A 25,444-nucleotide genomic window follows, 5' to 3' on the forward strand; every position below is an offset into this window, starting at 1 on the left:
GCGCGTCGTGTTGCAGCTTTGCCACTATTCGCCCCGCTTAAAGGGGACAATCTCGCTGCTGCCGGGCACATAGAGAGGATGACGAGGGAGGCCATCCTTGGTGAACCCTACACAGGACAGTTCAATACCCCGCGACGAGAGGGCCAGAACCGTTTCGTCAGCCATAAAGCGAAGCTGCTTCGGCAGCAACCCAAAAGCGAGCACGACTCGCGCTGCACGCTCCGCGAGGCTGATGATGGTTGACAGATTATCAGGACTGCGCGGCAACACGTCGCTCGCGAGCAGCCGTTTCGGCTGCGTCGCCCGGTAATCGCAGACGTTGACCTTCACATAGCTCTCGAGGCCCATCTTGCGGGTGAACTCGATCTCTCGGCGAACTGTGCGGTCATCGACGCGCGGGCCGGCTGTGCTTGGATTCATGCCGATCCAGAGCGCGAACGGCACATCGAAGGCGCCGGCAGCGTCGAGCCGCCAGACGCGGGACAGCCAAAGGCGATATTCGGAATTCGGGCCTGTGAACAGGGCGTCGCCGCGAACGCCGGCATCGAGCGGAAACGCCACCGTGCTGCCGGCATCGTGGGCGTCCTCGGGATCTCCGAAAAGGGAGGCCTGCGCGGGTGGCTCCAGGCCGATGGGTGGCTTAGCCAACGGGATAGGCCCGCATGATCGCTTCGAGCGTCGCATTGATCCACAGATGCTTTCGCGCGCGAGACGCCGCCACATAGAGCAAATTCAGCTCTTCTCGGAACTTCGCGAGGCGCTTGCGCGGGTCCTCCTCGAGGAACTTCGACCAGTCGAATGCGTCGCCCAGAACAACGTTGTCCCATTCCAGGCCCTTGGAGCGATGGAATGTCGCCATGGTTATTTCCGCCTGCTCGGCCGGCACCGCGGATCGCGCGCGCAGGTCGTCGAGACGGAGGGGTGTCGTCATGCCGAACGCTTTCACGATCTCCACGATCGCGTTGATCTCCATGTCGTCGATTTCCTCGCCGTACTCGACGAGCTGATCGAACCGGGAGAATTCACGGAACTCATGGTCCCGGACCTCGCCCGGCATTCGGGCGTAGAGGAAGTAGGCATCCAGAATCCGCTCGGTCCGGTAGTTCTCGAACCCACCGACGAAGTGCAGCTTCTTGGTGCCCGAAGCGATGCCATGGTGGATGACGCCCGCGTTGGTGCGCGACAGGAACGTGTAGGGGCCCTCCGGCTTGCCGTCCCTGTGGAGCTGGGACGGCCCGCCACGGCCGACAATGAGGTCCCTTTCCCCGAACATCGAGAGCACCGAATTGGCGGCCTGGGCGATCTCTGGACCGAACCGAAAGGTGTTGGTGAGCATAAAGTGCTCCCCCGAGAACTGCTCGAGCGCGTCCACTGCGCCGCGAAACCCATAGATGGACTGATAGTGGTCGCCTACGACCACAAGGGGGATGTTCTGCCGCTTGAGGATGTTGACGGTGATAGGGTTGGCGTCCTGGGCCTCGTCGAAAAGGATGGCGTCGTAGCCTTTCACGACGTGCCCCTCGAGGTCGAATAGCTTCAGGTAGCCGTCGTGCGGCATGGGCACGTCCCGCCGGTTGGGGTCCTTCATCAGCTCCCAGAGCTGTTCGGCATAGGGCAGGGCGCTTCGGTCCTTCATGTTGCGGGGGTCCACAACCGCTGCGACCGTATCGCAGCCCGACGAAAGGAACTTCCTCACCAGCCCGATGGCGGCGGACGCGGTGGCGTTGCTCGTCCCAAAGATGCGGCTCACCGCGACCGGCTTTGTGTCGGCCAGCCCCTTGCGGCGATAGCGCAGGCCGGTGACGCCGAAGGCGAGAGAGTGGCTGGTCTGGGGCTTCGTGTTCGAGGGAAATGAGGCCTCCGCCTCGATCTGGTTCGGTTTGCTGAAGACCAGGTAGAGGATGCGGCGCTGGGGGCGCTTCTTGGCGTAGCCGCGAAGGACCGTCGTCTTGCCGGCGCCAGACCTGGCGTGGACGATAGACACCGCGCCCTCGGCATTGAGGACGCGCGTCTGTTCGGGCGTCCAGCGCTTCGCCGGGGGCGGGAGATCTCGCGCTTCCATGTCAGCGGAGCTCGATGCGCCGCTGCAGGCGCAGGAACAGCTGGTAGAAGAGCCACGTGCAACCGCCCACCAGCGCGATGGCGAGCGAGGGGACGAATAGAGCGATCGTCCACCCGGGAGACTCTGGCCCCACCAGGTCGTTTGTCCTCGCATAGAGGATTGCGGCCATCATCAGGATGCCGCCAACGACTGACCCCGCTAGAAACCCCGCCAACGCCGCCACCCCGTCGTTGAATTCATTCCGTGGGTAGATCATCTGCGCTCTCCCTTAGGTGCCCGCTCTCGGAGCGTTGCGATGAAGGCGGCGACGCCTCTGGAGCCGGGCAGCAACAGCCGCTCCGCCGACAAGCACCGCCACAAAGACGACCCACGCCGCCAACCCGGCCACGACGATGGGCAGAGCCGCACCGCGATCCGCCGTTGGCAGAAACTCCACGAGCTGGGCGAGCAAGACGACCACGATCAGCCCGATGAAGGCGCCTTCGGCGCATAGGGCTCGCACCCGCGCGGACACGCCGTGGCGGGCGAAGAATTTCCCCAGAACGACCTTCAAGCCAAAGACGAGGGCGCCGCTGACCACGAAGCAGACGCCGGCGGCGGCGAACACGGCAGTCGCGGTGGCGATCTCCCACAACTCGAAGTTCGCGAGCAGGGTCACACCGAGAAGTAGCCCGGCCGGCAAAATCTGCAGCAGCTCGCGGCGTGCCGCGGCCTGATGAGAGGAAACGTCAGTCAAGATTCGCCTCCCTCTCGCTCTCGCGCCGGCGGCGATCGGCGGCCTCGTCCTCCATCGCTCGGCGGCGGCGATAGATCGCGGCGTCCAACGCCCAGGTGAACACGCCCCCGTTGAACAGGAGGGTGGTCAGAAGCCCCAGCCGAGCGAATGTTGGAGACGACGCTGCGTAACCCAGTGCGAGTGAACCGGCCACGGTGCTGAACAGGAGACCGAGCAGCAGACCGAGCACAAGCGAACGGCGGATAGCCATCTGGGCGACGGTGAGGTGCGCCAGGATCATATAGGCCGCCGAAACGCCCAGCACGACCATGAGAGCACCGTAGAAGCCACCGTGAAGCAGCGCCGGATACCCCACAACGGGCAAACAGCCAGATATCACCACCGCGGGCCAGTTGACCGAGAGCCGACGACCGTGGGCTTTGCGAGGTTCGCTGTTCATCGGCGTGCTCCACGACGATTATCTTCGAGAGCTTTCGCCAGGGCCCGGGCTCGACGGTTGCTGATGGTCATGTTCACGGCCCACCCTAAGACGATGCCGTTGAACAGGAGCGCGCCGAGCAGCACCAACCGGGCAACGATCGGGTCCGCTAGCAGGCTCGCGAGCCAGCTGCCCAGGATGGCAACCTGGATCGCGATGAGGATGCTCATGCGGCCCGTGACAAACCGCGGACCCACCACCGGAGGGCGGTCGGCCGTGAGCAGGTATTGGGAGGCGACGCCCAGCATGACCATGAGGGCGCCATCCCAGCCTTCTCCGGCGTCGTGCATCGCGAAGAAGCCACCCAGGGCTACGAGCGCGGCAGACACTGCCGCCGGCCGGTCGATCGAGAAGGCCGGCGCGCGCCGGACGGAGTGTGCATCAATCATGATCTTCGCCTTATCCATTTCGTGGTCGGGGTCGCACCCGCCCGCCCCTCACCAGGCCAACAAAAAAGCTAGTCCCATTAATGCGACGACGTAGAGGAAGACGGCGGCCACCACGGGGTTGGTGGCAAGCAGCGTGAGCGCCATGAAGCAGCCGCTCGAGATGGTGCAGACGGCGATGAAGACGAGCCCGTGCAAGACGACCGACCTACCGAGACGGGCAAAACACCGACTGAGCATCAAGCGCCTCCATCATGGCGCACGCGGTGCGCAGCACGGGCACGCCGCTCCTTGAGCAACGTTGAGATGCCCACGGAGATGCCAACGCCAATCGTGAGGAGGGCGGTCGTGAAGAGCCACGCCGCCAGCACCACCGCTCCCTGAGGAAGAGCAGCCGCCGCCTCACTTCCCGGAGGACTGAGCTCGACGGCCACCAGGAACACGATCAGTCCGGCGATTGCACACTCTCCGGCGAAGAACGCGGCCGCGATCGCCGGCGGCCGGGAGGCCGGCGCGAAGGGCTTCGGCCTTGAGCCGAGATCCCACTTAGTCATGAGCGGCCTCCACGCCAGCCAGCCGCGACGCGCGCCACAGGCCGTAGGCGACGTGTCCCGTGGCCACGCCGTTCACGATCAGGCAAAGGTGGAGAATGACGCTGGCTGTGGTCGGGCCGGCGAGCAGCGAAGCCGCGGAGGCGATTCCGATGCTGCACGCAACGGCCGCCATCAGGTATCTGCGCACGAGCTGCGCGCGATGCCCTCGCGCCGACTGATCTGCAAACAGCAGATAGAACGACACCGAGCCGAGCCAAACCACCAGGAAGCCAGGCTCGCCGCCCTTCACCAGGGCGCCACCGCCGCTGACGATGAGGATCAGGCTGAGACCTGCCGCGGGCAGGTCGATTGAAACACGCGGCATTCGCATCAGAAGTCTCCACCATAGATGGCGCGGCGCATCGTTCTGCGCGCCGCTTCGAGCTCAGCTCGGGCGTGATCGGCGAGGTCAGGGGGCATGTGCCGCCAGAAGATCGCTTCGGCATCGTGCCAGGCGTGCCGGACCCGCTTCGGCACGAAGTCGTGGTTTCCATCTGCCCGACCCGTGGGCTCCGCCGGGAGCCGGGGGGCCAGCACATGCTCGCAGTAGACCAGGAGCACGAAGAGCAGCCCGAGCGCGATGGACAGCCCGGCGGCGGGCTGCGGCACCAGCTCACCAAGGAGGAGGGGGCCGCTGATGCTGAAGAGGCCCGCGGGAAGGAACACCCCGCGCGTGAGACGTAGGAGGTCAACCGGGGTGCGGACGCGGATCATGGACACTTCTCCTCGGCCGATACGAACAAGTCTCAGGCCTTGAACCCTCTGACCGCCCCGAGCTTCACCTTGCCGCCCGCTGGTGCCGGCGAGGTGGGCGGTAGATCGGAGGGGGGACGCACCGCAGGGGTCGGCCGTGCCTTCGGCGGCATCACCGACGCTTGCGATGTGACGACCGGCGGGGGCGATAGCGCTCCACCTGTCTGGGCCTGCAGACCCCTGAGCATCAGCTCTTGCATGACGGCGCGACGGCGCCCGGGGGGTTGATGGGTGTAAAGGTGGTCGTACAGATCTCGATAGCCAGCCAGGGCAAGCGGCCAGGTGAAGCCATCTCGCTTGACCATTTCGCCCTGCCGCGGGCTCCGGCCTGCCGCTTCGGGCAGTTCTTCTTTATTCGTCACGGCTAACCCCTCTGCCGCGCGCTCCGTCCTTGGGAACGGAGCTGCCATGAGCACGCCGGCCATCAGTGGTCGGCGCCATCTCCCTCTGCGAGCATGATCTTCAGAACGCCGCGCGCATTGGAGAAGCGCGGCTCCGGAGGCACATAGACGAGGCTGGCATCGAACAGCACTTCGAGGTGCTGCTGCAGCAGCACACTGCCCCCGCCAACGAAGATCACATAGGCGAGGCCGCTTCCGTCCTCGGCGTGCCGATAGACCGCCTCGCGAATGCGCGTGGCGAGCGGCTTGATCGCGGCATCGACCAGACTGCCGATGTCGCGGAGCTCGCCGTAGATGGGCACCTTCCGCTTCACCAGCGCGTTCTCCCGGTCCACCACCGAGCGCACGTTGAACTGGTTCTTGATGAGGCTCTCGAGATCGTCGGCGGCATCGAGCACGCCGGCCTTCAGGCTCTCGGACTGCGCGATGTTAATCATCGGCTGGTCCTCGGGGTTTCCCGACCACGTGCCGTAGACGATATCCGTCGTCTTGCCTCCCACATCCACGACCGCGAACGACTGGACATAGTCGAAGCGCTCACAGAACGGAGCGTTGAGGCTGAGGGCGCCATCCTCGAGGTTGAGCATGCAGTCGAAGAACGCGGCGACGCCCTCGGAGTACACGCCGTGGTCGGCCACTTCGTAGGGCAGCGGCAGGTTCGCGAGGGACTTACGGTCGATGAGCCGCACGGGCTTGGCGATGTTGGCCTTCTTCGCCTCGATCAGCCGAACGTTGTGTGCCCCCGTGACCGGCTGGTGGAAGTCGGAATAGGGGAGGGTGGTCCCGATCCGGACCTGAGCGCCCTTGGGCGCCACCAGGTGCAGCGCATGGTGGACGAGGGCCCGGTTACGGTCGCTGGTGGGATAGTCCTGGGTCCGATTGTCGCCCGTCTCCTCGGCATTTCGGCCGCGGGGGACAATCATGATGATATCGCCATCGCCGCCGCCGACGCGCTCTTCTTCATCATAGGTGCGGTAGGCGTTCGCACCTGCGCCGCCGTGCGCATCGACCTCGATCAGGCCGCGGGCGGTTCGGCTGGGGAACGACGTGGTGACGATCGGCCCGCTCACGCCATCCCGGAGATAGGCGATCTTGGTCTCCGAATGACCATCGTCCACGGCGACGCAGAGAGCCGGGCCCGGGAGGGCCACCGGCTTCGGCGCCGTGGACAGGTCCGCCACCTCGCCCTCGATTGCAGTGACAGGGATGTTCACGTCCGGAGTCTCCTTCTTGGCCGCCCGAGGCGGCGCTGCCTTCCCAACACCCGGCTTGCGGGCGGAACCCTTGGCCTCGACCTGCGTCATCGGCATTGCAGTCCTCGCGCTCTCCGCATTGCTCCGTCGTCGATCGATGATAACGGATTACATCGGATGATATCCGATTACATCGGATGATATCGGATGACAACGCCTTATGTGTCTCGATAAGCCTCAATCAGTCGCGACATATCGGCCCGTTCTTACGCAAGCCATTGAATTCTATCCTATTTGTCCACTTTCACCGACGCCCCGGCTCCGGAAGCGGCAGGCCCGGCCGCCCCTTCGGGCCCGGTCCTCCGCCGCTTCACCATCTGCGCCGTCAGCCGCGCCACGGTGTTCGCCTTCACCGCCGCGACGGATTCGGCCGTTGGCCGCACCGCCGAAGGCCGTTCGGCGCGTTTGCGCCGCCCGTAGTGGTGCAGCGCCGTCATCGCGCTGGCGTGCCCCATCGCCGCCGCCACCTCGCCCTTCGTGGCATCCAGCGTCGCTTTCAGCTCGGCCGCATATTGGTGCCTGGCGTCGTAGAAACGCAGGCGTTTCCAGCGTTTCGCGATGATCCCCCCGCTCACGAGATCGCCGATCACCGCCTTGAGAACCGGCTGCAGCTTGGGTCGCAACGCGGCCCAGGTCCGCCCCTGCATGGAGAGCACGAGACGGCTCATGGCCTCGATTTCGTCGGGCGCCATCTTCGCCCGATCCACCACCAATTCCCGCACCGGGCCGTTGGCCCGTAACCCCTCGATATATTTCGAGTTTTTCACCCGCAGAACATCGCCTTCGAGGGTCGTTTCCGCCCACTCCTTCGGCCGCAAACCGAGCACGGGACCGGCAAGAATGATGTCACCCGCGATGAGGCCGTAGGTCGTTCCGAGCGCATAGAGAGTTGTCGCGATCTGCCGCCGAACCTCTTCCGGCATCTGTCTCAAGAGCCCGCCGCCCTTGCGCCCACCACCCCCGCCCGCCTTTCCCCCCTTCCGCGCCGCCCGCCATCGGCGGTCGATCTCGGCCACCTGCTCGCTGAACTGCGTTGCAGCCAGCATCGACAGGTAGCGCTCGATCCAAAACCGCAGCGCAGCGCGGTACTGCCGCCGGCTCGCCGGCTTCAGATCCCGCGTCAGGGCCTCGTAGGCGAGCACGAGCCCCTGCCAATCGGCGGGCATCGAGCGGCTTTTCAGCCACTCGAGGAAGCGTCGCGCCCGCCTCTCGTACTCGCGCTCCGTCGCTTCGCTCCTCCGGCTCGCCTCGGCGCCGCCCTTGGGCGGCCCTTCGCTCCGGTTATCCATATTCATTCCTAACCTACGTTACCGTCCGGCAATCAGCGTAACACAGGTAGGAGGCGCGGAAATGCGTTCGTTGTCGTTTATCGACGCTTATTTGCGTTGATCGTCGCTAACGGCGGGCACATGATGCGGTCTGCGGCCGAGTGGGTCGCAGAAGCCGGAGTGCCCATGATGTCGTCATTACGGAGGTTCGCCGTGGTCGCCGCTGCCCTGCTGTTGGCAGGGTGCGCCACGCTGTCAGCGTCGCAGCGCCAGGCGGCGTCCGACCAGTTCGTTCGCGACCAGCTTTCGCAGAAGGGCCTGTGATGGATTTGGATTGGCAGACCTTCGTCACGCAGAAGCTCCTGAGAGCCCTCTCCGCGCGTCTCGCTCCCTTGCTCGGGCTCGCTCCTCGCCGTCCGACGCCGCCTGTTCGGGCGGCGTCTCGGGCCACGCTATGTGGCTGGCCCGCCCGTCAGCCCGGTTCGCCGGGCTTGAACGACAACACGCCGGGGCGGCCCAGCGCCTGAGAGGGGACGGTCATGAACGCACCTTCCGTGCTCGAGGCGATCGAAGACGATGGCACCCTCGGGGCGCTGACCGTCTGGCAGCCCTGGGCTTCGCTGATCGTCTACCGCGTAAAGCCCTACGAGTTCCGGTCCCGCCGTCCTCCCGCGGGAAGGGTTGGGCGGCGCATCGCGATCCACGCCGGGGCACGGCCGGTCCGGCCGGCCGAGGTGCGTGACCTGGTTGACCGGCTTGCCGGTGAGGATGCGTGGACCACGGGCCTGTTGGCGGACGCGCTCGACTTTCTCAAGCGCGCGCTCGATGCGCCCGGTCTTCTCCCTTTGTCGGCGGTCCTCGGGACAGCCGTCCTTGGGCGTGGCGTGCCTGCAAACGAGATCGCGCCGGGCCTTGCCGGGCTGAATGACAGCGACCGGCAGGATCACAGCATGTTCGGTTGGCCCCTGTCTGACGTGGAGCGCTTCGACGAACCTGTTCCCGCTCGCGGGGCTCAGGGGTTCTGGCCGTGGCATCGGCCGGGGCGTGTTCTGTCGGAGAGGGCGGGCCTCGCGCCGCCGGCTGGTCATGTCCGCGGTTGATGTCGTCGCGGCGACGGCGGAGACGCCGGCCCGGGTTCGCCGCGGGTCCGCGGCGGAGTGGGAGATCCGCGACGCCCTCGTCCTGTACCTTCGTGCCCACTTGCCGCAGGCCCGGATCATTCACGAGCTCGTTTGCGGCGGCCGCCGCGTCGATGTGGCGGCGGTGGAACCCGAACGCATCCTGCTGTTCGAGATCAAGTCGGAGAAGGATACCCTCGACCGGGTCGAGGCGCAGACCAAGGCTTTCACGCGTTATGGCCACTTCGTCGCGGTGGTGGCCGCAGCGAAGTGGTTCGAGGTCCGGAAGTTCCAGACTTTGCCGGGGTCTTATGCGATCTGGAAGGGGCCCGAGCTGCCTTCGGGCGCTGAGACGTGGCGATATCCGGAGATCGCAGGGGACACGCGAGGCGGCTGGAAGCTGCCCGGCCGCGGACGTGAGGGCCGGTCGAAGCCATTGGCCTCGCCTGATCTCCTCGAGCTTCTGTGGAATTCTGAGCTGCGCACCGAAGCGGCGAGGGCTGGCATGCGGGTTCCGTCCCGGTGGACCCGGTGCGACCTTTTCCACGCAATGTCATGGGAAATGCCGGGGCGCGACGTGACCCGAGCCGTGTGCCGTCAGCTGCGATCCCGCCCCTTCGTTGAAGCCGATCCTCCCATTGAGGAGGTCACACCATGCCTGGCCTAGATCTCGTGACGGCTCACCAGCGTGTGCTCGAGCTGTGCTGTGGCCTCGGCGATGTCACCGGCGTCGCCCGTCTCCGCGGCGCGCATCAGCAGTTCCACGGTGTGCTGGATGGCGGCCGACTTCCGGACCTGGCCCCACCTGCGCTGCGCGAATTCGCCTGCGTCGCGGAGCGTGCGGAGCTCTTCACCGCCCTTGAGGCGGAGAACCCGTGCCAGTGGCCTTTTCCAGTCGGGCTTCATGGTGAATCGCAACGCGATGCCGTCGCCAGCGGTTCCGGGGGGCCGGCATGACCGCGAAGTCTTCGTCGCAGATTGATGAACCGGCGCGGGGCCGGCTTGTCTTCCGGGGCGGCTGCTGTTCGCGTTGCTCGGGCGAGCTCGAGTGGACGCAATGGGCCGGCACCTTGCAGTGCTCGACCTGCCGGACCGGCACGATCCCAGGTCCTGGTGTTGCCATTCGGGTGAGGTGCTGCGTTCCGTTCTGCGAGCGGACCCGCGGCGACCGGAAAAACGAGCCGCCGTTGGGGCCCGGCACCGAGTGGATCTGCGGCGAGCACTGGCAGCGGGTGCCGCGCCGCCTGAAGCTGATCCGCTCACGGCTGAAGCGCCGTTCGACGGGCCCGGGCTGGACGGACACCGACAAGCTGATTTCCGCGAGGGCGTGGCTGCGTTGCAAGCGCGCCGCGATCGAGGCCGCGGCCGGCCTGTGAGGCTGCGCCGCCTGGTCCGAAGCACAACGTGAGGCCCATGAAAGATTTCGATCCGATCTTCCTCGATCTGACCAGCAGGTGGGTATCCGCCGCCCGCCCGGGCGAGACTGACGGCGACGCGCCGGTTGCGGTCCACTTCCCGGCCCGGCTTGTGGCTGGCCCCGTGAGCGAGGTTGAAACGCAGGCCCTGCTCTACGGCCATCGAGCGCCGGCACTTTTCGCGGTGGGTGGGGGGATCGTCCGCGTGGGTGGCCCTCCCGTTGCGCCGGGACCGTTCGTTCGGCGCTCAGGCTCGGTGCTTCCAACCGGCGGCGGCGCTGACGACGAAGACGCCTTGCTGGCGGTGGCGGCGATCGCTGCCCTGGGGGGCAGGGCGCTGTCGCACGACCTTGTGGTGATGACGAGCGATGGCAACGACGCCTCTCGGCTATCCGCTGCGTTTTCGCGTCTAGCCGGGCAGGTGCAGCCGCTCGATGACGAGCCGTTGTCGGTCCCGCGGACGGTCAGCGTCTTGAGCCCCGAAGCGATAGAGGGGATTCGCCTGGCCGCCGTCCAGCGCAAGTGGATTGAGAAGAAGGAGGACAGCCGGCAGGCGCTCATTTATGCCGCAGGGGGGAGTTCACGGATATGGGCAACGACGGAGGCCGGCATTGAGCCTTTGCCGCTGCCGGACAGTGGTTTGTATCCGCGATGGGAAGCCCAATTCTTGGGCAGTGCGTCAGACGCAGTTCTGGGGCCATCAGAAGCTTTGCAGTATCAATACTCATCCTCGGGTGAACGCGCTCTTGTGCGCAACTCCTCTGGGGAAATCGTGCCGTTTGAGGCCTCCAAGGCGATCGCATCGGTTGAAAAGGACACGATCACCGCGTGGATTGAAGAGTTAGGAGATACCTTCACTACCGTTCGCGCCTTGTTCACGGATGCGACTGTCGTGGGCCCGGATGCGCCGCTGTATACAATTTGCCTAAAACACAAAGCTTTCAACGCTGTACTACAGAGAGACTTTGTAAACGGTTTCTCAATCTATGCATGCCGCGCATACATATCTTCGCCAGACATGCGCTTTTTGCATGCCATGGAGCCCACCCCCGCCGTAGGGGCAGCAAGTTACTTGGAGCGACGGCGTAGACGCGTACCACCCGTGAGTTTCCGGGATGACAGCCAAGAATTCGTCCTGCGTCTGCCTACCAGTTTTATCGATGCGGAGCTGGCTATTACGCTACGTGCATTCGCCCAGAGCACGCGCCCATCCGATGAATGCGTCCATCTCCTAAGCCGGCTTATTCGCATCGAGAGAAAGTAACCGGAGTCATCCCCCATTTTGGGGACGGCCTCGCGGCACTTCAACACCCCTTCTCACAGAACCCTTAAGGATTGACACGAGCAATGCACAGCTTGTTAAGTCTTATCGGCGGTGATCGAGGGTTTGTCCCGGATATGCCGTCGCTACTCTAACGAATGCGAGGGCCGGAGCATGAGGGGGTCAAATACGGCCTTCGTGGAAGAGGCCGTGATGAATACGAGCGATTATATACCTGCATCACCAGGCCGCTGGAGATCCGTCCTTGATGGACGTTTTTGGTGTCGAGACGATGTCCAGGACGAGCGCCGGTTTTTCATTCAGATCTCGCAAGTGGACGCCAAGACTTGGCTTTTCCACGTCTCCGAGCTTCCGGATGGTGCCGCATATATCCTGCTTAACGATGGGACCGGGTGTTCCCTCGAACAGGCGATGATGCTCGCCGAGGCAGCCGTGCTTTTGGCTGCTTCGTCCACGTCCGCTCTTTCGCGCACCAGCGCGGCACTTGGCGGGTGCTCCCGCGTGAGCATGGCGTTGGCCTGCGCCTGATCCTCGACCCCTTATCCAGCCAACTCGAAGCCCTCCTCGCCCGTCCGCAGGAGGGCTTTTTTCGTGATAAATGCCGCTGTGCTTCGATAAGCTGCTTTGCAGCCCATTTTGTGCCCGGGATTGACGAGGGTTATCGAGTCGTTATGTTCCTGATCGACGAATACCTTTGTTCGATCGATCGCAGGGGAGCCGGTCGCGATGGTCCTCCAATCCGTGCCGTTGCGCGTTCGGCTGCTGTCATCTGCCAGCCTCATTCTTCTGGGCGCCTCGGTTTCGGCAGCTCTTACGGTTCCGGCCGCGGCGCAGACGATTTACCCGCCGGTGTATCAGCAGCCCACCTACGGATATCCGACGCCGTCATATGGCTATCCGAACACCGGCTGGCAGCAGCAGCAGCAGTTGTCCCCGCAGGCCCAGGCGCTCTATGCGGCGCCCGGGCAGGTTCCTGGCCAGACGCAGGCTCAGTTCGGGACTGGCCCGGGCCAATCGACGCCATCGGCGGCCGTCGTTGATCCGCCCGGCGGGGTCGCGGGCTATAATGCGCCGGGTGCCATGGCCCAGGGCATTCGCGGCCAGCTTCTGGCGCGCAGCGCCCGCGGGGTCGGCCTGCGGGCCGGGTTCTCCGAGGAGGTCGGCCGCCTCAATATCTCCGTCGATCAGGTCGCGCCGGCGCTGGAAGGGCGTTTCGATTTTCGCCCGCTCCTGGTTGAAGGGATGGTGATCCCCCCCGTCATCACCGAGGTCCGCGAAGTCGGCGAGCTGGAGAATGACAAGCTCGTGCGCCTGTCGCTCGGCACCTACCGCATCGTCGCGCCGGCCCGCCTGGCACTCAAGGTGCCCAACTGGCGGGACTATCTGAACATCTCGACGGTGCCGACAACGCCGTTTCGGGGACCGGACTTCGTGCCGCGCACGGAGGAGGAGCGGGCGAGCTACGAGCAACTGGCAGAACAGGCCCGGCTCGACGGGATCGAGGAGGCCCGCGCCCTGTTCGCCGTCAACCTGTCGCGGCTGATCCGCGATTACGACGGCATGAGGCTCTATCACAGCCTCGCCGGCAGCGGGGCGGTGTCCCTGCCGAAGGTGTCCCGGACGGGGAACGACCTCAGCGTGACCGAGCACGGCAATCGTGCCGCGGTCGGCAACGTGACGCTTGAGCTGATCGTCTCTCCATCGTTCAAGCTGGCGTCCAAGAGCGCATATCTGGGCGACCGCACGGTGCCTCCGCGCCCGACGCCCCGCAGCCAGTCCGGGGCCGAACCGCCGCCCCCACCACCGCCGCAGCGTCCCGCCGGCGTTCCGACTTCCAATGCGGCTCCCGCGAGCTCCGCTGCGGCTCAGGCGACCAAGGCCGCCCAGGTCGCAGCGCAGGTCGCAGCGACGCCACCGGAGCGCTAGGCGATGGCGTCGTGGATCGGCACCTATCTCGGCGCGAAGGGGCAGCGCTTTGCGGGTGCGCGCTTCGGAGTGGCGTCGAAGGAGGATATCCGGCGCGTACTTGTTGCATGCGCGAAGCTCGGCGCGAGCGACATCATCTTTCAGACCGGCCAGCCGGTTCTCGCTTTCATCAACGGGCATCTGTTCTCGTTGACCGGTCACTGGCTGCAGATTGAGGATCTTCGGCGCGTTGCCGTCGCGTTGGCGGCGAACGACAGCATCATGCCCCGGCTGATGGCCGGCCAGGCCTTCGACACAGCCGTGCAGTACGCGGACCCCGAGGAGCGCGACGAGCAGGGCGATCTGTTGCGGTACCGGTTCCGGGTCAACATCACCGCCATGAATTTCGACGGCTCAGTGGGGATGCAGATCGTTCTGCGCTACATCCGCAGTGAGCCGCCCATGCCCGAGGACATTGCGCTCGAGGCAGAGATCGTCGCCGAATCGGCGCCGTCGCAGGGCGCCGTCATCATCGCGGGTGAGACGGGGTCGGGGAAAACGACCACGACGGCGGCGCTCAAGCGCAACATCCTCGCCGGCAACACGCATCTGACGGGCAATCTCATCACCTATGAGGCCCCGATCGAATTCCTTTTCACCGATGTTCCATCGGCGTGCTGCACGATCGCGCAGCACGAGGTGCCCCTGCATGTCCCGAGCTTTGCGGATGGCGTCCGCAACGCGATGCGGCGCAACCCGAGCCTGATCGAAATCCAGGAGCTCCGCGACGCCGAGACGATCACGGCCGCCGCGGAGGCCGCGAACACCGGGCACACCGTCTACGCCACGACGCATGCTTCGAGCGTTGCCCACGTGTTTCGGCGTCTGCCGCAGCGGTTCCCGGCGGACCAGCAGGTCCCGGGCTTCTACGACGTGGTGTCCTCGACCCATCTCCTGGTGTCCCAGGTGCTCGTCCCGCGCATCGGCGGGGGCCGGATCTGCCTGCGCGAATGGCAGCTCATCACCGAGGACGTGCGGCTTGAGGTGGAGCGCGCCGGGCCCAGCGGTGCATTCGAGCGGATGCGCGAGATCATCGGACGGGGGGAGGGGGGGCGCCCCATGTCGGCCACCGTCGCCCGCAAGCTCGAGGAAGGAGATATCTCGGCGGAGACCGCGATCCGCGCGCTCTACCGCTATGGCTACCGCAGGGAAGCGGAGCGCCTGGCGGCGCCCCACTCCCGTGTGGTCTCAGTTCCGGCAGGGGGGCCAGACCATGCCGTTCTCACGACGTGACTTTGTGAGAACGGCACTGGTAGGCCCCCTCCTGGCCTCCCTGCCGGGCCTCGCCTTCGCGGAAGGGCAGGGCGTTTCCGCCGACATGCGCCGGGCGCTTGAGGCGCGGCGGGGGTGGCCCACCGCGCTCTGGCTGCGCCGGTTGTCCGGCGAAGAGGTCTTCGCCGACTTCCGCCTTCCGGGCGGCGACTGGCTGCCGGCGGGCCTGGTCACTCTGTCCTGGGCGATGCGCGATTATCGCAGCGACACCGCAGTGGAGATCCGCCCGGAACTGATCGAACTCCTGTCCCGCCTGCAGGCGGGCTTGTCGGAGATCCACGGCTCGGCCGTGCCGCTGGTGCTGCAGAGTGGGTTCCGCACGCTCGAAAGCAACACGAACACCGAAGGTGCCGCCCGCAACTCCATGCACCTCATGGGGCAGGCCGCCGATATCAAGGTGCCCGGCTTCGCCCCCAACGCAGTGGCGGCCGCTGCAGCCGTGGTCGCGGCCGGCGGGATCGGAATCTACCCGACCTTCACGCATGTGGATGTGGCCCGCCCGCGCTTCTGGCGCGGCGAGGCCCGGAAGGGGGCATGATGCTTGTCTCTCCCGAAGTGCTGGGGGTGTTGCGCACGGCGGTTGCCGAGGGGCACGCCCTGCGTATCCCCGGAGCGGTGGCGCGCGATCTCTACCTCAAGACCGACCGCGTTCTGCGCGAGGCGGGCGCCCGTTGGGGTGGGATGAAATCCGGCCATGTCTTCCCGGGCGACGCCGGAGCCGTTCTGGATGAGATCCTGGCCACCGGCCGGGTGTTCAGCGAGCGCAAGGCGCTGGGGCAGTTCTACACCCCGCCCGACCTCGCCGCGCATCTGGTGGACCGTGCGGCGATCACCGCCGGCGAGCGCATGCTCGAGCCCAGCGCCGGCCGCGGTGCCCTGGCGGTGCCGGCCGCCGGCGCTGGCGCCCTGGTCGATTGCATCGAGATCGACCCGGCCAACGTCGCGGCCCTCACTGAGGCGGAGATGTTCGCCAGCGTCCGGCAGGCTGACTTCCTGGCCTGCGACGCGGTCTCCGACCTTGTCGGGGGCGCGGCACAGCCGGGCGCGTTCCCGGGCTACGACCTGGTGGTGATGAACCCCCCGTTCGCCGGCGGCACGGATATCGATCATGTCACGCGCGCCATAGGGCTCCTGCGGCCGGGCGGGCGGCTCCTCGCCGTCATGAGCGCGTCGGTCATGTTCCGCGAGGCCAAACGGTGGAAGGCACTCGACGCCTTCCGCGAGCTGGTGGCGCACCACGGCGGCACCCTGAGCGAGCTGCCAGAGCGCTCCTTCCGGTCCGTGGGAACCGGCATCGCCACCATCCTGTGCGAGATCTCGGAGCGCCGCGATGCTTGATCCGAACACGGACTGGACGATGTGGACCGACTGGCGCTGGACCGCCGTCCCCATCTCGACGATCGCAGGGTTGCACGGCTCGCTGCTGCTGGTCGGGCCGCTCGGCTTTCTCGGGGCCATCATCGCGGGGAAGACGCTGATCGGCGTGGTGCTGATCGCGCTCTATGCCGCCTACCTCTTCTACTGCGCCCGCAAGCGGCGCGGTCCCTACCAGCAGCTCGTGGCGCTTTACATCGTCCACGTCGCCGGCTGCCAGTGGAGAGCTCGATGACGCTGCACGTCACCCCCGGCATGGTGCGCACGCTGCACAACCTCGCGATCGAGGCCGCGGCGACGCGGCATCTGGCGCAGAGCCCTTCAGAATTCGGCCCGCGGCAGCGGGAGGCCCTGCTGCGGCTGGTGAAGCCCCAGAATTCAGCTCCCGGCCGGGTGGAGAGCCTGCGCAAGGTCCTGGCCTCCAACGAGGCCGCGACAACGGAGGGCATTACGGCCCTCTGGGTCGAACCGCGCTTCATCTCGCCGCTGATCGCCGCGTCGGCCGCGGCCATGGTGGGTCGCGTCTTCGGCCGATCGGCCGTGACTCTGCGCCCCGTGATCGGCGCAGAGCCCAATTCGGTCTACGGCGTCCAGCTCTCCGGGTTCGAGCTGGAACCGGGCCGGAGCATCGATCCCGAAGGGGCGTGCCGCTTCATTCAGGCCACCGTGCGGGTGACGTTCCGGGCGCTGGCGGATGCCGATTTCGTCTATGACGCAATGAGCGACGTTGAACCGTTGTTAATCGCCTCCGCGGATGGTGGTCTATGACGGCAAAACACAACTTATTGACACTCATCATGTCTCGGCGGCATCTTGGTCCCCGGCCAACCGATCGAGAAGGACTACCCATATGGCCTCCGTCCTGATCCCGAACCTCCGGGAGCACGGCGTCGCCGCGACATTCCTCGCGGGGCGCTATTCGCATTTGCCAGCGCCCGCGCTGTGCGTGTTCGTCCCGGAGGCCTCGGCTTTCCGCGAGGAGGCCGTGTCGGAGGTGGCGGAGAAGCTGGGGATCGCCCAGCTGCGTCGGCTGGGGGTTGATACGCGCAAGGCCAAGGGCACGCTGCTTCTGTTCGCGCCCCACGACAAGTTCAACACCCGCACCTTCTGGAAGGCTGTCGGCCTCGATCCCAAGAGCCTGCAGAAGTTGGAGGTCTCGGAAAAGGCGCTGATCGAGCAGCGGCTTGCGTTCTCGCGCACGCTCGGCATGCACAAGGCGTTTTTCGACCCCACTCCCATCGGCGTGTCGCGCTATGGCGCGCGGGTCGTGGAAACCTCCTTGGGGCGGGTCGCCCTTCATTTGAAGACCAACAAGGTCTACCGCGAATGGGAGATGTCGCCGGACGGACGCCGGCAGGGTGACATTCGTGACTTCTTTTTCCGGGCGACGACGCCCGAAGAGCTGTCGGGATGCGCCCGTGGCGCGGCCCGCATGATGTACGAGGAGAACGTCCGGTTCTACCGTGCGTCGTTCACCAAGCTTTACGAGCACGCGGTGCCGCCCGAGCTGCGCGACACCGCCGGACTGACGTTCAACGACTGGCATGAGCACGTGGAGGCGCACTGCGCATTCTACGTGCAGCGGTCGCTGGAACAGGGCAACAATCCGCGGCTCGTGGCCAGCGGGCTCAACGCCCGTCTTCCCATCCGCGAGGGGAGGGGGCTGGAGACGCTGCGGTTCGACCAGTATTCCACGCCCCTGACGGTGGCGTCCGCCGCCGCCTCCATTCTGTCCTCCATGCCCGGCGAGACCGCGCTCGAGCCGATGGTGGGCAATGGCGTCCTGGCGAGCGCCCTCGCGGCGCATGGCGCGAAGATCACCGGCGTGGAGATCGACCCCGCCCGCGCGGCTCGGGCCCGCACCGCGCTGGGGAACAGTGCCGAGGTGATTGGCGCCTCATTCGAGGAATTCGCCGCCGGAGTGGGCAAGGGTCAGCAATTCGACATGCTGATTATGAACCCGCCCTTTGGCACGGACTACAAACAGCGCATGGCGACGGACCTGCACGGCCGCAAGGTGCGCCTGTCCCGGCCCGATCATCATTACGCCTTCGAGGCCTTGCAGCACCTCAAGGCAGACGGCCGGGCCTTCATCGTCATCGCCGGCGACTTCGTGAACGAGGGCAAGCTGGAAGGCTCCCGCCGCGAGTTCGATACCTGGCTGCGGTCGGTCTATGACATCGCCGGAGCAGCGGTCCTCGACGGCAATCTCTATCGGAAGATGGGCACGACCTTCCCGGTCCAGCTCTATGCCGTGGGACCGCAACGGGCGGTGCCGCTGTCGGCCGAAGAAGCCGTGGAGGCTTCCCCGGCCGAGATCCCCGTCCTGCGCACGACGGATGAGCTCGACGCATGGGCTGACATTGCCGGCGCCAATATGCGCTCCCTCGTGGGGGCACGGCGCCCCGACTACACCCCCGGCGCGCAGGCGAGCAGCGATCCGCGCCGGCTCATGGGGATCGATGGAGGCTCTTCCGGCCCGAATTGGGCGGACGTGGCGGAAGCGGACAACGCGGCGGAAGCGTTCGGCCACTTCGTCGCCCTGCGGGTGGTCGCCCTGGCGGACGGCTCGCGAGCGCGCCTGGATGAGACGCGCCGTGGCTGGGCGGTGCTCAGGCGCGACGACACCGGCTCCGTGGCGCGACACGCCAGCCCGGGTCCGTCGAACACGGGATGGACCCGCGACCAGGCTCTGCAGGCCGCGCTCCAGATGTGGAGCGCCGAACGCGACAAGGCCGCCACATCGGCCGCCGCGCGCGCGGCGGCCGCAGGAGGGGCTGCTCCGGTAGCGCCGCCGGTGACACCTTCTGCTGCCCCTCCTGCGGCACGGCCCGTGGCCGAGCCTGCCGATGTTCCGAACGGCGTTCCCGAGCCCGCGGCCGGGGCCGGGGCTGGGGAGACGCCGGCCGGTGGTGGTCAGGATGCGGAGGACGAAGAGGCGGCCACGAGCGCCGCCCCGCCTCGCCGCACTGGCGCGCCGCGAGCGCCGGCGGTTCGCGGTCCCCGTGCCGGGCGGCCGGCACCGGCGCCGGCGGCACCGGAAGAGAAGCCCGCACCTGCCGAACCGGAGGCTCCGGTTCCCCTGGCTGGCTTTACGTCGGTCGTGGCGGCTGCGGATGGCACCGTTGGGGCCATGCCCGCTCCGCTTCCCGTTGCGGAGTTCGTCGTTGACGACGATCCGTTCCTGTTGCCCTACGAGCCGATGAGCAAGCTCGGGGAGGCCTCCACCCGCATTCAGCGGTCGCTCTCGAGCCCGATCATGGCGGCGTTGGCCGACGTGCGCCGCCGCTTCGGCGACATCGATGAGATGGTCTCCCATCGCCTCGGCATGACGTTGCCGCAGATGGAGCAGCGGTTCAGCCCGGAGCAGATCGATGCGTTCGCCCTGTCGTTCGCCGCATCCGAGCGGGGCGCCGGCTTCCTGAATTCCGACAACATGGGTGTCGGCAAGGGCCGGTTCCTGGCGGGCCACGCCGCCATGGGCCTGATCCAGGAGCGTCCGGTGGTGTTCTTCACCGAGCGCCCGGATCTGTTCCAGGATCTGATCGGCCGCGACCTCTGCGACGTGACCGGCCTGAAGGCGGCGGAGCTGCCAAAGCACATCCGCCCCTTCATTTTCAACAATTGCAAGGAGTCGCGGGTGCTCGATTATGAGGGCCGCGACAAGAACGGCGCCCCCACGGTGCTGTTCCGCTATGACGCCGCGACGGCGCGCAAGGCGCAGGAAACGAAGACGATCCCGGCGACGTGCAACATGCTGCTCGGCACCTACAGCCAGCTGTCGCATCTCGGCGGCGTCTGGAAGGCCGAAGCCGTCATCCGGTGGATGGAGCAGTTCGACCGTCCCCCGATCCTCCTGATCGACGAGGCGCACCGCGCTGCCGGCGACGTGTCCAAGTGCGGTCATCGCATGGTGGAGATCGTGGAAGCGGCGTCGCGGCTTGGCGCGACCCCGATCTACTCGTCGGCAACGCCGCTCAAGTCGCTCAAGAACATCAAGCTCTACGCCCCGATCCTGCCGAACGTGGGCATGACCACGGACCAGCTGCTCGAACTGGTGGAGAGCTCGCCGCTCGCCATCCAGGAGGCCCTGGCCTACGAAATGGCGCGCGCCGGCACGATGGTCAGTCGCGAGATGGACCAGGCCGGCGTCATGCGCGAGTTCGTCAACCTCGTCGATCTCAATCCGGAGAAATACGAGCACCTGCGCGAGAAGATGGACATCGTCAGCGAATTCCTCGGCGAGATGATGGAGAAGAGCGGCGAGGTGAAGAGCAAGGCGTCCGCCCTCGAAAAGCTGCTCAAGAGCGAGGAGGAGCGGGCGAACGGTGGCCAGAAGCCGGAGACCTCGCAGGTCCAGGTGACATCCATGTCGCCGGCGACCCGCTTCCACACGATCTCGCAGTACATGATGTTCGCCTTCCAGGCGCAGTTCGCGGAAGAGCTGACGCTCGGTTCCATCGCCAGCGGCCAGAAGCCGATCCTGGTGGTGGAGAACGTCGGCGACAGCATGGTCGAGTATCTGCTCGCCGGCGATGAAGGCGACACGGACGAGGACGACGAGGCCCCCGAAAACGCAGCGCTCGAGAAGGGCAAGGTCACTCGGCTCCCCGACCTCGGGGACCTGCTGGCCCGCACCGCCGGCAGCATGCTCTGGATCTCTTCGCGCAATGGCTTCGGCGAGGTGCAGAAGATCCGCGTCAGGGAGCTCGAGCCCTGGTTCGAGGATTTCCGGGAACGCGTGCGCGACGCGGGGCTGGGGGACCTCACCACAAGCGGTATCGACCTCATCCGCGAGCGGCTTGCCCGCTACGAGCTGTCCGTGGGCGAGCTGACGCGGCGGCGCTACGAGGTGAGCGCCACAGCGGACGGCGGGTACGAGGTTTCGCCCCGCGACAAGCCGCCCATGCAGGAGATCGTGCGCGCGTTCAACAACGGCGATGTGGACGTGCTGGTGATGAACCGCTCGGCATCGTCCGGCATCTCGATGCAGGCGAGCCCGCGCAACGGACCTGACCTGCGCCAGCGCAACATGATTAAGCTGCAGCTGCAGGGTGACATCACCCATGAGCGGCAGATCGATGGCCGCATTCATCGGACGGGCCAGGTCCAGCCCGGCCGCTACACGATCCCGATGCCGGGTTTCGCCGCATCCGACCGGCTGGCGGCGATGTACAATCGCAAGAACCGGTCCCTCAGCTCGGCGTCGCGGGCCACCCGCGAGAACGCCACCAACATCGACAACGCCCCGGACCTGCTCAACGCCATCGGCGACAAGGTGGTTCACGCGTTTCTGTCCAACGCTCCCGCGCTCGCCGAGCGGTTCGGCATCGATATTCGTGAGACGGAACCCGAGGGCATCGCCCGCAAGTTCATGGGGCGGCTCATCATCCTGCCGTCTGCCCAGCAGACGCAGATCCTCGCGGAGGTGGAAAGCTCCTTCCGCCTGCTCGTCGCCGATCTCGAGGCCAACGGCGAGAACCCCCTTCGCCTGTCCCGTTACGAGTGGGGCGCGCGGGTGAAGGAAAACCGGATGCTCATCGCCGGTGATATGTCGGCCGAGCAGACGTTCCGCAAGCCTCTCACGCTCAATGAAATCTCCTACACGGAGAAGGTTCGCCCGGTCCGCTGGGACCGCGTCGAGGAAGCCGTGGCCGCAACGCGGGAGAGGTGGACCGACGACGGCCATTACATCGGCCTCGCCGAGCGGTTTTCCGAGCTGGACGATCTTGTCCAGAACGGCGTGGATTTCCGTGCCGGCCTGTTCGACAGGGTGCTCAACCGCGACGCGGGCATGGGCTCGCTGGGCCTCGAGATCATCCCGAGTGCCGTGGCGCATGATGTGCTGCGGCGCCGTGAAAGCACCCCCCGGCCCAACACTATGGAGAAGGGGATCTTTGACGCGGTCGATCGGGCGCTCTTCCTCGCCCGCATCGTCCCCAACCTCGAGCCCGGCTCGCTGGTCGGGCTCAATCCCGACGTGGTGTCTGCGGTCCGGGACACCGCGTTCTACTCGAGCTGGGGGGAGACCCACGAGGCGGATGCGGCGCTCGTTCCCGCCGTCATCCGATCCGTGCGGTTCGCGGAGGAAAACCCGCTCGCCCTTGGGCAGTGGGAAGTCGATTTCGCCGTACCTGGAGAGCAATCGACCCTGACGATCTCCCTTGCCGCCATGTTCGGCGGCGAGCGGTTCGCCGCCGAAGAGGCCGCCAAGCGGGCAAAGCAGGCGGCCGAGGATGGGGAGCCGGTGGAGAACAAGCTTCCGCCGCGGGCGATCCGGAATGGCCTCGAGGTGCTGGCCGCGTTGCGTGAAGGCATGGATGAGGAGCATGGCCGCCAGCTCGGCAACCTCATGGACATGGTCCTCAAGGACCCGACGAAGCTGCACGAGATCACGCGGTCCACGGCAAAGACCTTCTTCGATCGGACCCTGCCCGGCGAAGTCACCCGCAAGCGCTACACGCTCGAGGGCAACATTTTCGCGGCCGTCTCCATGTCGGTGCAGCAGCGCCTCGGCGAGAAGATCATCTACACCGCGGAGGATGGCGAGCTGCGCCACGCCGTGCTCCTGAAAAACAACAAGCTGCCCAAGCTGATGAAGCAGCTGGATCAGGCCATTTCAGAGCGCACGGTGGCGGCCCCGAACGATCGGGTCGTGCTCCGTGGCGTCATGGACCTGTTCAATGCGACGGTGGACTACGCCGAGGCCATGGCGAACGCCGGCCGGCAGGGCGAGCAGGCGGCGAAGCAGGAAGAGCGTTACGGGGCCGCCTATTCGCAGACGTTCCGCGCGGCCCAGGCGCGCTACGCCGCGAACGCGGCGGAGCCGCGCCGGGAGATGATCCAGGCTCTGGGCCGGATCGCCTTCTATGAGGAGCCCGAGCGCGAACGCTCCCGCTTGACCGCCGCCCTCCAGAGGCTAGCCGCCGGCCCAGCATTCGAGACGTGGGCGAAGCGGCTGGCGGAGGGCATCACGCGCGCCGCCAAGGTGCCGGCAGCCATCTCGGTCGGACCAAACCCCTTCGATGGCCCCGGCGAACCCGTGGTCCGGCTCACGGAAGCCTCCCACGGCGGCATTGAGGTCGGCGGGTTTGACCAGAAACGCCTGTCGCGCCTCTCCAAGGGCGTCGCAGCCGACCGCCAGGGGGCGGTTCTCCTGCCCTCCAACACGGGGGACATTTTGGTGTTGACCCACGGCAAGGGCGATCTGCCCGTCTCCGGCACTGACATCAACTGGCGGGTTAAGTTTGGCACCATGAAGGTTCCGGCCGGCGTGATCGCCGGTCATCTTGACGATGATGCCAGCTGGGAACAGCTCGTCGCGCACGCCGAAAAGCACGAGAAAGGCTTCACCCTCCACGGGCCCATGCGCGCCCTGTTCGAGGAGGCCCAGGCGGTCGCCTCGGAAGTGAAGAAGGACGTGGCCCTTCAGATGGAGAACGGCATGTCCGATTCGCCTGCACCCAATACCCATTCCCCAGCCATGGCGGGGGCGTAGAAAATGGCGAATTATTCCGCTAATTCAAATACTTGCGGCGTGGCATTTGCTGCTAGCCGCGAATCTGCTCATGCTGCCCAATCATTCCGCGTGCGGAGCGCTGATTCGCGCGCTCTGCAGGGGCGGATTGCCCTCGGGCGGACCAGCCTTTTTTCATACCGGAGATGCGATGAGCGACGGGTGATCTAAAACGAGGAAAGGCCCGGGGCGGCAACCCCGAGCCTTTCAATCCAGAAGCGCCGACCCACCACGGCTAGCGATCTGAGAACCATTGCTCTCAGATAATACCCGGCTTTTGCCTGCTTGCAAGTGGGTTTCGGCGCCCGATCTGGGCGTCTAGGACAGCCTTCCCCTCCTTGCGTCTCCTCCACACCGGAGGAGCCAATGTCCCGTTTTTTGACCTACAGCGAGCGCGGCGAGCTGTTCGCGCGCATCGCCGCGTGGCCCGGCGTGACCGGCCTGGACCGGCTCACCCTGTTCCAGGTGGCCGGTGCTGCACGCCTCATGGAGGCGGCCCAGCGGATCATCGTGGATGTGACGGTGGACGAGCTCGGCCGCCTGCTCGGCCGCAGCCATTCGACGGTGCGGGCCTCGATCAGCGCTCTGCGCGCGGCGGGTCTCGTTGTGCGCGACGACGGCGCCCGCACAACGATCGACATCACCCCTTGTGCGCAGCTCGTCGGCTTTGAAGCGCGCCCGGCGTCGGTTCTGGGGGGCGAAATCGCGCTCGTAGAAGAGCCTGTCCCCGCCGATATTTCGGCACCCACCCGCCAACTTTCCGGAGGGTCAGACGCCTCTAGTAAGAGTCTTAATTATATAAATAATTTGAAATACTTAGACTCTAAGGGCTCCGACGACGAAATTTCGGATACCGCGATTGGCGATCTGATTGCGGAGATCTCCCGTCCTGACGTGCAGGCGTTCCTGCCGCGGGCTGCGGAAATCCGAGCCTTGCTGCTGGGCCTCGACCCGTCCGCTGAATGGACCATGGGCGATCTTGAGGCCGCGATGCTGCGGGCTTTCCCCGCCAGCGAGAGCGGCCCCGGCATTTCCCGTGCGCTTGTGCGGCACGGCATCGAACGGTTCGGCCGCGCCCTGCTGGCCCATGCCATCTATGCGCTGCTGCAGGGCAATCAGCCGAAGGGGCTGTTGATCTCCATGATCCGCAGCACGCGGGCCCAGCCGCACTATTCGGTGTTCTGCATTCGCAAGGCCCTCAAAGCCGCGATGAGCAAGATCGAGGGCGAGGAGGCCAAGCAGCAGCTCGATCTTGACGCGCAGGCCCGCGATCGCGCGGCCCAGCTCGTGCGCCGCTTCGTGGACGTTGTCAGCTCTGCCCCCGATCTAGACGACCTCCAGCGCGCGGCTATCTCGGATGGCCCGTCAGGGCACGCCGAGCTGCGCTACGACGGGTCGCGGGAGCGGCTGGTTCTCGCGTTTCCCCGTCGAAACGATCTCTCAGTATGGAAATCCATCGCAGATCGTGGTTTATCATCACTCATCGAGACTGATCTACCTGACGTGGTGATTTGCGGCGGCGCGCTCGCAGGCCGGCGTCAGATCAGGGTCGGTGGTGTGAGGAGCGCGTGA

General features: G+C 66.1%; 26 protein-coding genes. 13 read left to right on the forward strand and 13 right to left on the reverse strand.

The window, feature by feature from the left end; translation table 11 throughout:
* Positions 1–24: 24 nt before the first annotated feature.
* From V5F74_RS24805 to V5F74_RS24860, 12 genes are all read right to left on the reverse strand, one after another.
* Entirely contained in the window at positions 25–648 is a 624-nt protein-coding gene (locus V5F74_RS24805) for a DUF1643 domain-containing protein (protein WP_394010361.1), read from the reverse strand.
* A complete protein-coding gene (locus tag V5F74_RS24810; RefSeq protein ID WP_394010362.1) occupies positions 641–2,062 on the reverse strand; it encodes a 3'-5' exonuclease in 1,422 nt (473 codons plus the stop codon). The genes V5F74_RS24805 and V5F74_RS24810 overlap by 8 nt, the downstream gene beginning before the upstream one ends.
* 1 nt (position 2,063) lies before the next feature.
* A complete protein-coding gene (locus V5F74_RS24815) occupies positions 2,064–2,318 on the reverse strand; it encodes a hypothetical protein (RefSeq protein ID WP_394010363.1) in 255 nt (84 codons plus the stop codon).
* A gap of 12 nt (positions 2,319–2,330) precedes the next feature.
* A complete protein-coding gene (locus V5F74_RS24820; protein WP_394010364.1) occupies positions 2,331–2,798 on the reverse strand; it encodes a hypothetical protein in 468 nt (155 codons plus the stop codon).
* On the reverse strand, positions 2,791–3,237 hold the full coding sequence (locus V5F74_RS24825) for a hypothetical protein (protein WP_394010365.1): 447 nt from the start codon (positions 3,235–3,237) through the stop codon (positions 2,791–2,793). Before V5F74_RS24825 ends, V5F74_RS24820 begins: the two co-directional genes overlap by 8 nt.
* Positions 3,234–3,683 carry a hypothetical protein gene (locus tag V5F74_RS24830; protein WP_394010366.1) on the reverse strand — a complete coding sequence of 150 codons (450 nt, stop codon included), beginning with the start codon at positions 3,681–3,683 and terminating at the stop codon, positions 3,234–3,236. The genes V5F74_RS24825 and V5F74_RS24830 overlap by 4 nt, the downstream gene beginning before the upstream one ends.
* Before the next feature lie 30 nt (positions 3,684–3,713).
* Positions 3,714–3,860 (reverse strand): hypothetical protein, encoded by a 147-nt coding sequence (locus V5F74_RS24835; RefSeq protein ID WP_394010367.1) that lies wholly within the window; start codon positions 3,858–3,860, stop codon positions 3,714–3,716.
* Between the two features lie 41 nt (positions 3,861–3,901).
* On the reverse strand, positions 3,902–4,216 hold the full coding sequence (locus V5F74_RS24840; RefSeq protein WP_394010368.1) for a hypothetical protein: 315 nt from the start codon (positions 4,214–4,216) through the stop codon (positions 3,902–3,904).
* Entirely contained in the window at positions 4,209–4,586 is a 378-nt protein-coding gene (locus V5F74_RS24845) for a hypothetical protein (RefSeq protein WP_394010369.1), read from the reverse strand. The genes V5F74_RS24840 and V5F74_RS24845 overlap by 8 nt, the downstream gene beginning before the upstream one ends.
* A complete protein-coding gene (locus V5F74_RS24850) occupies positions 4,586–4,969 on the reverse strand; it encodes a hypothetical protein (RefSeq protein WP_394010370.1) in 384 nt (127 codons plus the stop codon). The genes V5F74_RS24845 and V5F74_RS24850 overlap by 1 nt, the downstream gene beginning before the upstream one ends.
* Positions 4,970–5,432: 463 nt before the next feature.
* Positions 5,433–6,719, reverse strand: coding sequence for a plasmid segregation protein ParM domain-containing protein (gene parM / locus V5F74_RS24855; RefSeq protein ID WP_394010371.1), 1,287 nt, complete (start codon positions 6,717–6,719; stop codon positions 5,433–5,435).
* Positions 6,720–6,892: 173 nt separating this feature from the next.
* The gene (locus V5F74_RS24860) at positions 6,893–7,951 is read right to left on the reverse strand and encodes a hypothetical protein (RefSeq protein ID WP_394010372.1); all 1,059 of its coding nucleotides are present in this window, start codon (positions 7,949–7,951) and stop codon (positions 6,893–6,895) included.
* A 518-nt stretch (positions 7,952–8,469) separates the two neighbouring features.
* On the opposite strand from V5F74_RS24860, the gene V5F74_RS24865 reads away from it, so the two are divergent.
* Together V5F74_RS24865 and V5F74_RS24870 are read left to right on the forward strand one after the other, a co-directional pair.
* Positions 8,470–9,030, forward strand: coding sequence for a hypothetical protein (locus tag V5F74_RS24865; protein WP_394010373.1), 561 nt, complete (start codon positions 8,470–8,472; stop codon positions 9,028–9,030).
* The gene (locus V5F74_RS24870; RefSeq protein ID WP_394010374.1) at positions 9,017–9,715 is read left to right on the forward strand and encodes a hypothetical protein; all 699 of its coding nucleotides are present in this window, start codon (positions 9,017–9,019) and stop codon (positions 9,713–9,715) included. Before V5F74_RS24865 ends, V5F74_RS24870 begins: the two co-directional genes overlap by 14 nt.
* Here the strand turns inward: V5F74_RS24870 and V5F74_RS24875 are convergent.
* Positions 9,712–9,954, reverse strand: a complete 243-nt coding sequence (locus V5F74_RS24875) for a hypothetical protein (protein WP_394010375.1) — start codon at positions 9,952–9,954, stop codon at positions 9,712–9,714. The genes V5F74_RS24870 and V5F74_RS24875 overlap by 4 nt on opposite strands.
* Before the next feature lie 47 nt (positions 9,955–10,001).
* Here V5F74_RS24875 and V5F74_RS24880 point away from each other — a divergent pair, with 47 nt between their 5' ends.
* From V5F74_RS24880 to V5F74_RS24930, 11 genes are all read left to right on the forward strand, one after another.
* Positions 10,002–10,424 carry a hypothetical protein gene (locus V5F74_RS24880; RefSeq protein WP_394010377.1) on the forward strand — a complete coding sequence of 141 codons (423 nt, stop codon included), beginning with the start codon at positions 10,002–10,004 and terminating at the stop codon, positions 10,422–10,424.
* A gap of 37 nt (positions 10,425–10,461) precedes the next feature.
* Positions 10,462–11,727 (forward strand): hypothetical protein, encoded by a 1,266-nt coding sequence (locus tag V5F74_RS24885; protein WP_394010378.1) that lies wholly within the window; start codon positions 10,462–10,464, stop codon positions 11,725–11,727.
* A gap of 210 nt (positions 11,728–11,937) precedes the next feature.
* Complete coding sequence (locus V5F74_RS24890) at positions 11,938–12,273, forward strand: hypothetical protein (protein ID WP_394010379.1); 336 nt, start codon at positions 11,938–11,940, stop codon at positions 12,271–12,273.
* A 198-nt stretch (positions 12,274–12,471) separates the two neighbouring features.
* Entirely contained in the window at positions 12,472–13,671 is a 1,200-nt protein-coding gene (locus V5F74_RS24895) for a type IV secretory system conjugative DNA transfer family protein (RefSeq protein WP_394010380.1), read from the forward strand.
* Positions 13,672–13,674: 3 nt separating this feature from the next.
* Positions 13,675–14,943, forward strand: coding sequence for an ATPase, T2SS/T4P/T4SS family (locus tag V5F74_RS24900; RefSeq protein ID WP_394010381.1), 1,269 nt, complete (start codon positions 13,675–13,677; stop codon positions 14,941–14,943).
* A 4-nt stretch (positions 14,944–14,947) separates the two neighbouring features.
* Entirely contained in the window at positions 14,948–15,520 is a 573-nt protein-coding gene (locus V5F74_RS24905; protein ID WP_394010382.1) for a YcbK family protein, read from the forward strand.
* Positions 15,517–16,320 carry a hypothetical protein gene (locus V5F74_RS24910; protein ID WP_394010383.1) on the forward strand — a complete coding sequence of 268 codons (804 nt, stop codon included), beginning with the start codon at positions 15,517–15,519 and terminating at the stop codon, positions 16,318–16,320. Before V5F74_RS24905 ends, V5F74_RS24910 begins: the two co-directional genes overlap by 4 nt.
* The gene (locus tag V5F74_RS24915; RefSeq protein ID WP_394010384.1) at positions 16,313–16,591 is read left to right on the forward strand and encodes a hypothetical protein; all 279 of its coding nucleotides are present in this window, start codon (positions 16,313–16,315) and stop codon (positions 16,589–16,591) included. The genes V5F74_RS24910 and V5F74_RS24915 overlap by 8 nt, the downstream gene beginning before the upstream one ends.
* Positions 16,588–17,124 carry a hypothetical protein gene (locus V5F74_RS24920; protein WP_394010385.1) on the forward strand — a complete coding sequence of 179 codons (537 nt, stop codon included), beginning with the start codon at positions 16,588–16,590 and terminating at the stop codon, positions 17,122–17,124. The genes V5F74_RS24915 and V5F74_RS24920 overlap by 4 nt, the downstream gene beginning before the upstream one ends.
* An 82-nt stretch (positions 17,125–17,206) precedes the next feature.
* Positions 17,207–23,854 (forward strand): strawberry notch-like NTP hydrolase domain-containing protein, encoded by a 6,648-nt coding sequence (locus tag V5F74_RS24925; protein ID WP_394010386.1) that lies wholly within the window; start codon positions 17,207–17,209, stop codon positions 23,852–23,854.
* A 384-nt stretch (positions 23,855–24,238) separates the two neighbouring features.
* Positions 24,239–25,444, forward strand: coding sequence for a hypothetical protein (locus V5F74_RS24930; protein ID WP_394010387.1), 1,206 nt, complete (start codon positions 24,239–24,241; stop codon positions 25,442–25,444).

Source organism: Xanthobacter aminoxidans, from assembly GCF_043193615.1.
GTDB classification, from domain to species: Bacteria; Pseudomonadota; Alphaproteobacteria; order Rhizobiales; family Xanthobacteraceae; genus Xanthobacter; species Xanthobacter aminoxidans.

Coding starts and splice junctions, on each gene's coding strand:
- V5F74_RS24900 (WP_394010381.1), top strand. CDS start 13,675: ATGGCGTCGTGGATCGGCACCTATCTCGGCGCGAAGGGGCAGCGCTTT.
- V5F74_RS24865 (WP_394010373.1), top strand. CDS start 8,470: ATGAACGCACCTTCCGTGCTCGAGGCGATCGAAGACGATGGCACCCTC.
- V5F74_RS24825 (WP_394010365.1), bottom strand. CDS start 3,237: ATGAACAGCGAACCTCGCAAAGCCCACGGTCGTCGGCTCTCGGTCAAC.
- V5F74_RS24845 (WP_394010369.1), bottom strand. CDS start 4,586: ATGCGAATGCCGCGTGTTTCAATCGACCTGCCCGCGGCAGGTCTCAGC.
- V5F74_RS24860 (WP_394010372.1), bottom strand. CDS start 7,951: ATGGATAACCGGAGCGAAGGGCCGCCCAAGGGCGGCGCCGAGGCGAGC.
- V5F74_RS24815 (WP_394010363.1), bottom strand. CDS start 2,318: ATGATCTACCCACGGAATGAATTCAACGACGGGGTGGCGGCGTTGGCG.
- V5F74_RS24840 (WP_394010368.1), bottom strand. CDS start 4,216: ATGACTAAGTGGGATCTCGGCTCAAGGCCGAAGCCCTTCGCGCCGGCC.
- V5F74_RS24930 (WP_394010387.1), top strand. CDS start 24,239: ATGTCCCGTTTTTTGACCTACAGCGAGCGCGGCGAGCTGTTCGCGCGC.
- V5F74_RS24915 (WP_394010384.1), top strand. CDS start 16,313: ATGCTTGATCCGAACACGGACTGGACGATGTGGACCGACTGGCGCTGG.
- V5F74_RS24920 (WP_394010385.1), top strand. CDS start 16,588: ATGACGCTGCACGTCACCCCCGGCATGGTGCGCACGCTGCACAACCTC.
- V5F74_RS24885 (WP_394010378.1), top strand. CDS start 10,462: ATGAAAGATTTCGATCCGATCTTCCTCGATCTGACCAGCAGGTGGGTA.
- V5F74_RS24830 (WP_394010366.1), bottom strand. CDS start 3,683: ATGGATAAGGCGAAGATCATGATTGATGCACACTCCGTCCGGCGCGCG.
- V5F74_RS24810 (WP_394010362.1), bottom strand. CDS start 2,062: ATGGAAGCGCGAGATCTCCCGCCCCCGGCGAAGCGCTGGACGCCCGAA.
- V5F74_RS24850 (WP_394010370.1), bottom strand. CDS start 4,969: ATGATCCGCGTCCGCACCCCGGTTGACCTCCTACGTCTCACGCGCGGG.
- V5F74_RS24895 (WP_394010380.1), top strand. CDS start 12,472: ATGGTCCTCCAATCCGTGCCGTTGCGCGTTCGGCTGCTGTCATCTGCC.
- parM (WP_394010371.1), bottom strand. CDS start 6,719: ATGCCGATGACGCAGGTCGAGGCCAAGGGTTCCGCCCGCAAGCCGGGT.
- V5F74_RS24880 (WP_394010377.1), top strand. CDS start 10,002: ATGACCGCGAAGTCTTCGTCGCAGATTGATGAACCGGCGCGGGGCCGG.
- V5F74_RS24925 (WP_394010386.1), top strand. CDS start 17,207: ATGGCCTCCGTCCTGATCCCGAACCTCCGGGAGCACGGCGTCGCCGCG.
- V5F74_RS24870 (WP_394010374.1), top strand. CDS start 9,017: ATGTCCGCGGTTGATGTCGTCGCGGCGACGGCGGAGACGCCGGCCCGG.
- V5F74_RS24890 (WP_394010379.1), top strand. CDS start 11,938: ATGAATACGAGCGATTATATACCTGCATCACCAGGCCGCTGGAGATCC.
- V5F74_RS24875 (WP_394010375.1), bottom strand. CDS start 9,954: ATGAAGCCCGACTGGAAAAGGCCACTGGCACGGGTTCTCCGCCTCAAG.
- V5F74_RS24910 (WP_394010383.1), top strand. CDS start 15,517: ATGATGCTTGTCTCTCCCGAAGTGCTGGGGGTGTTGCGCACGGCGGTT.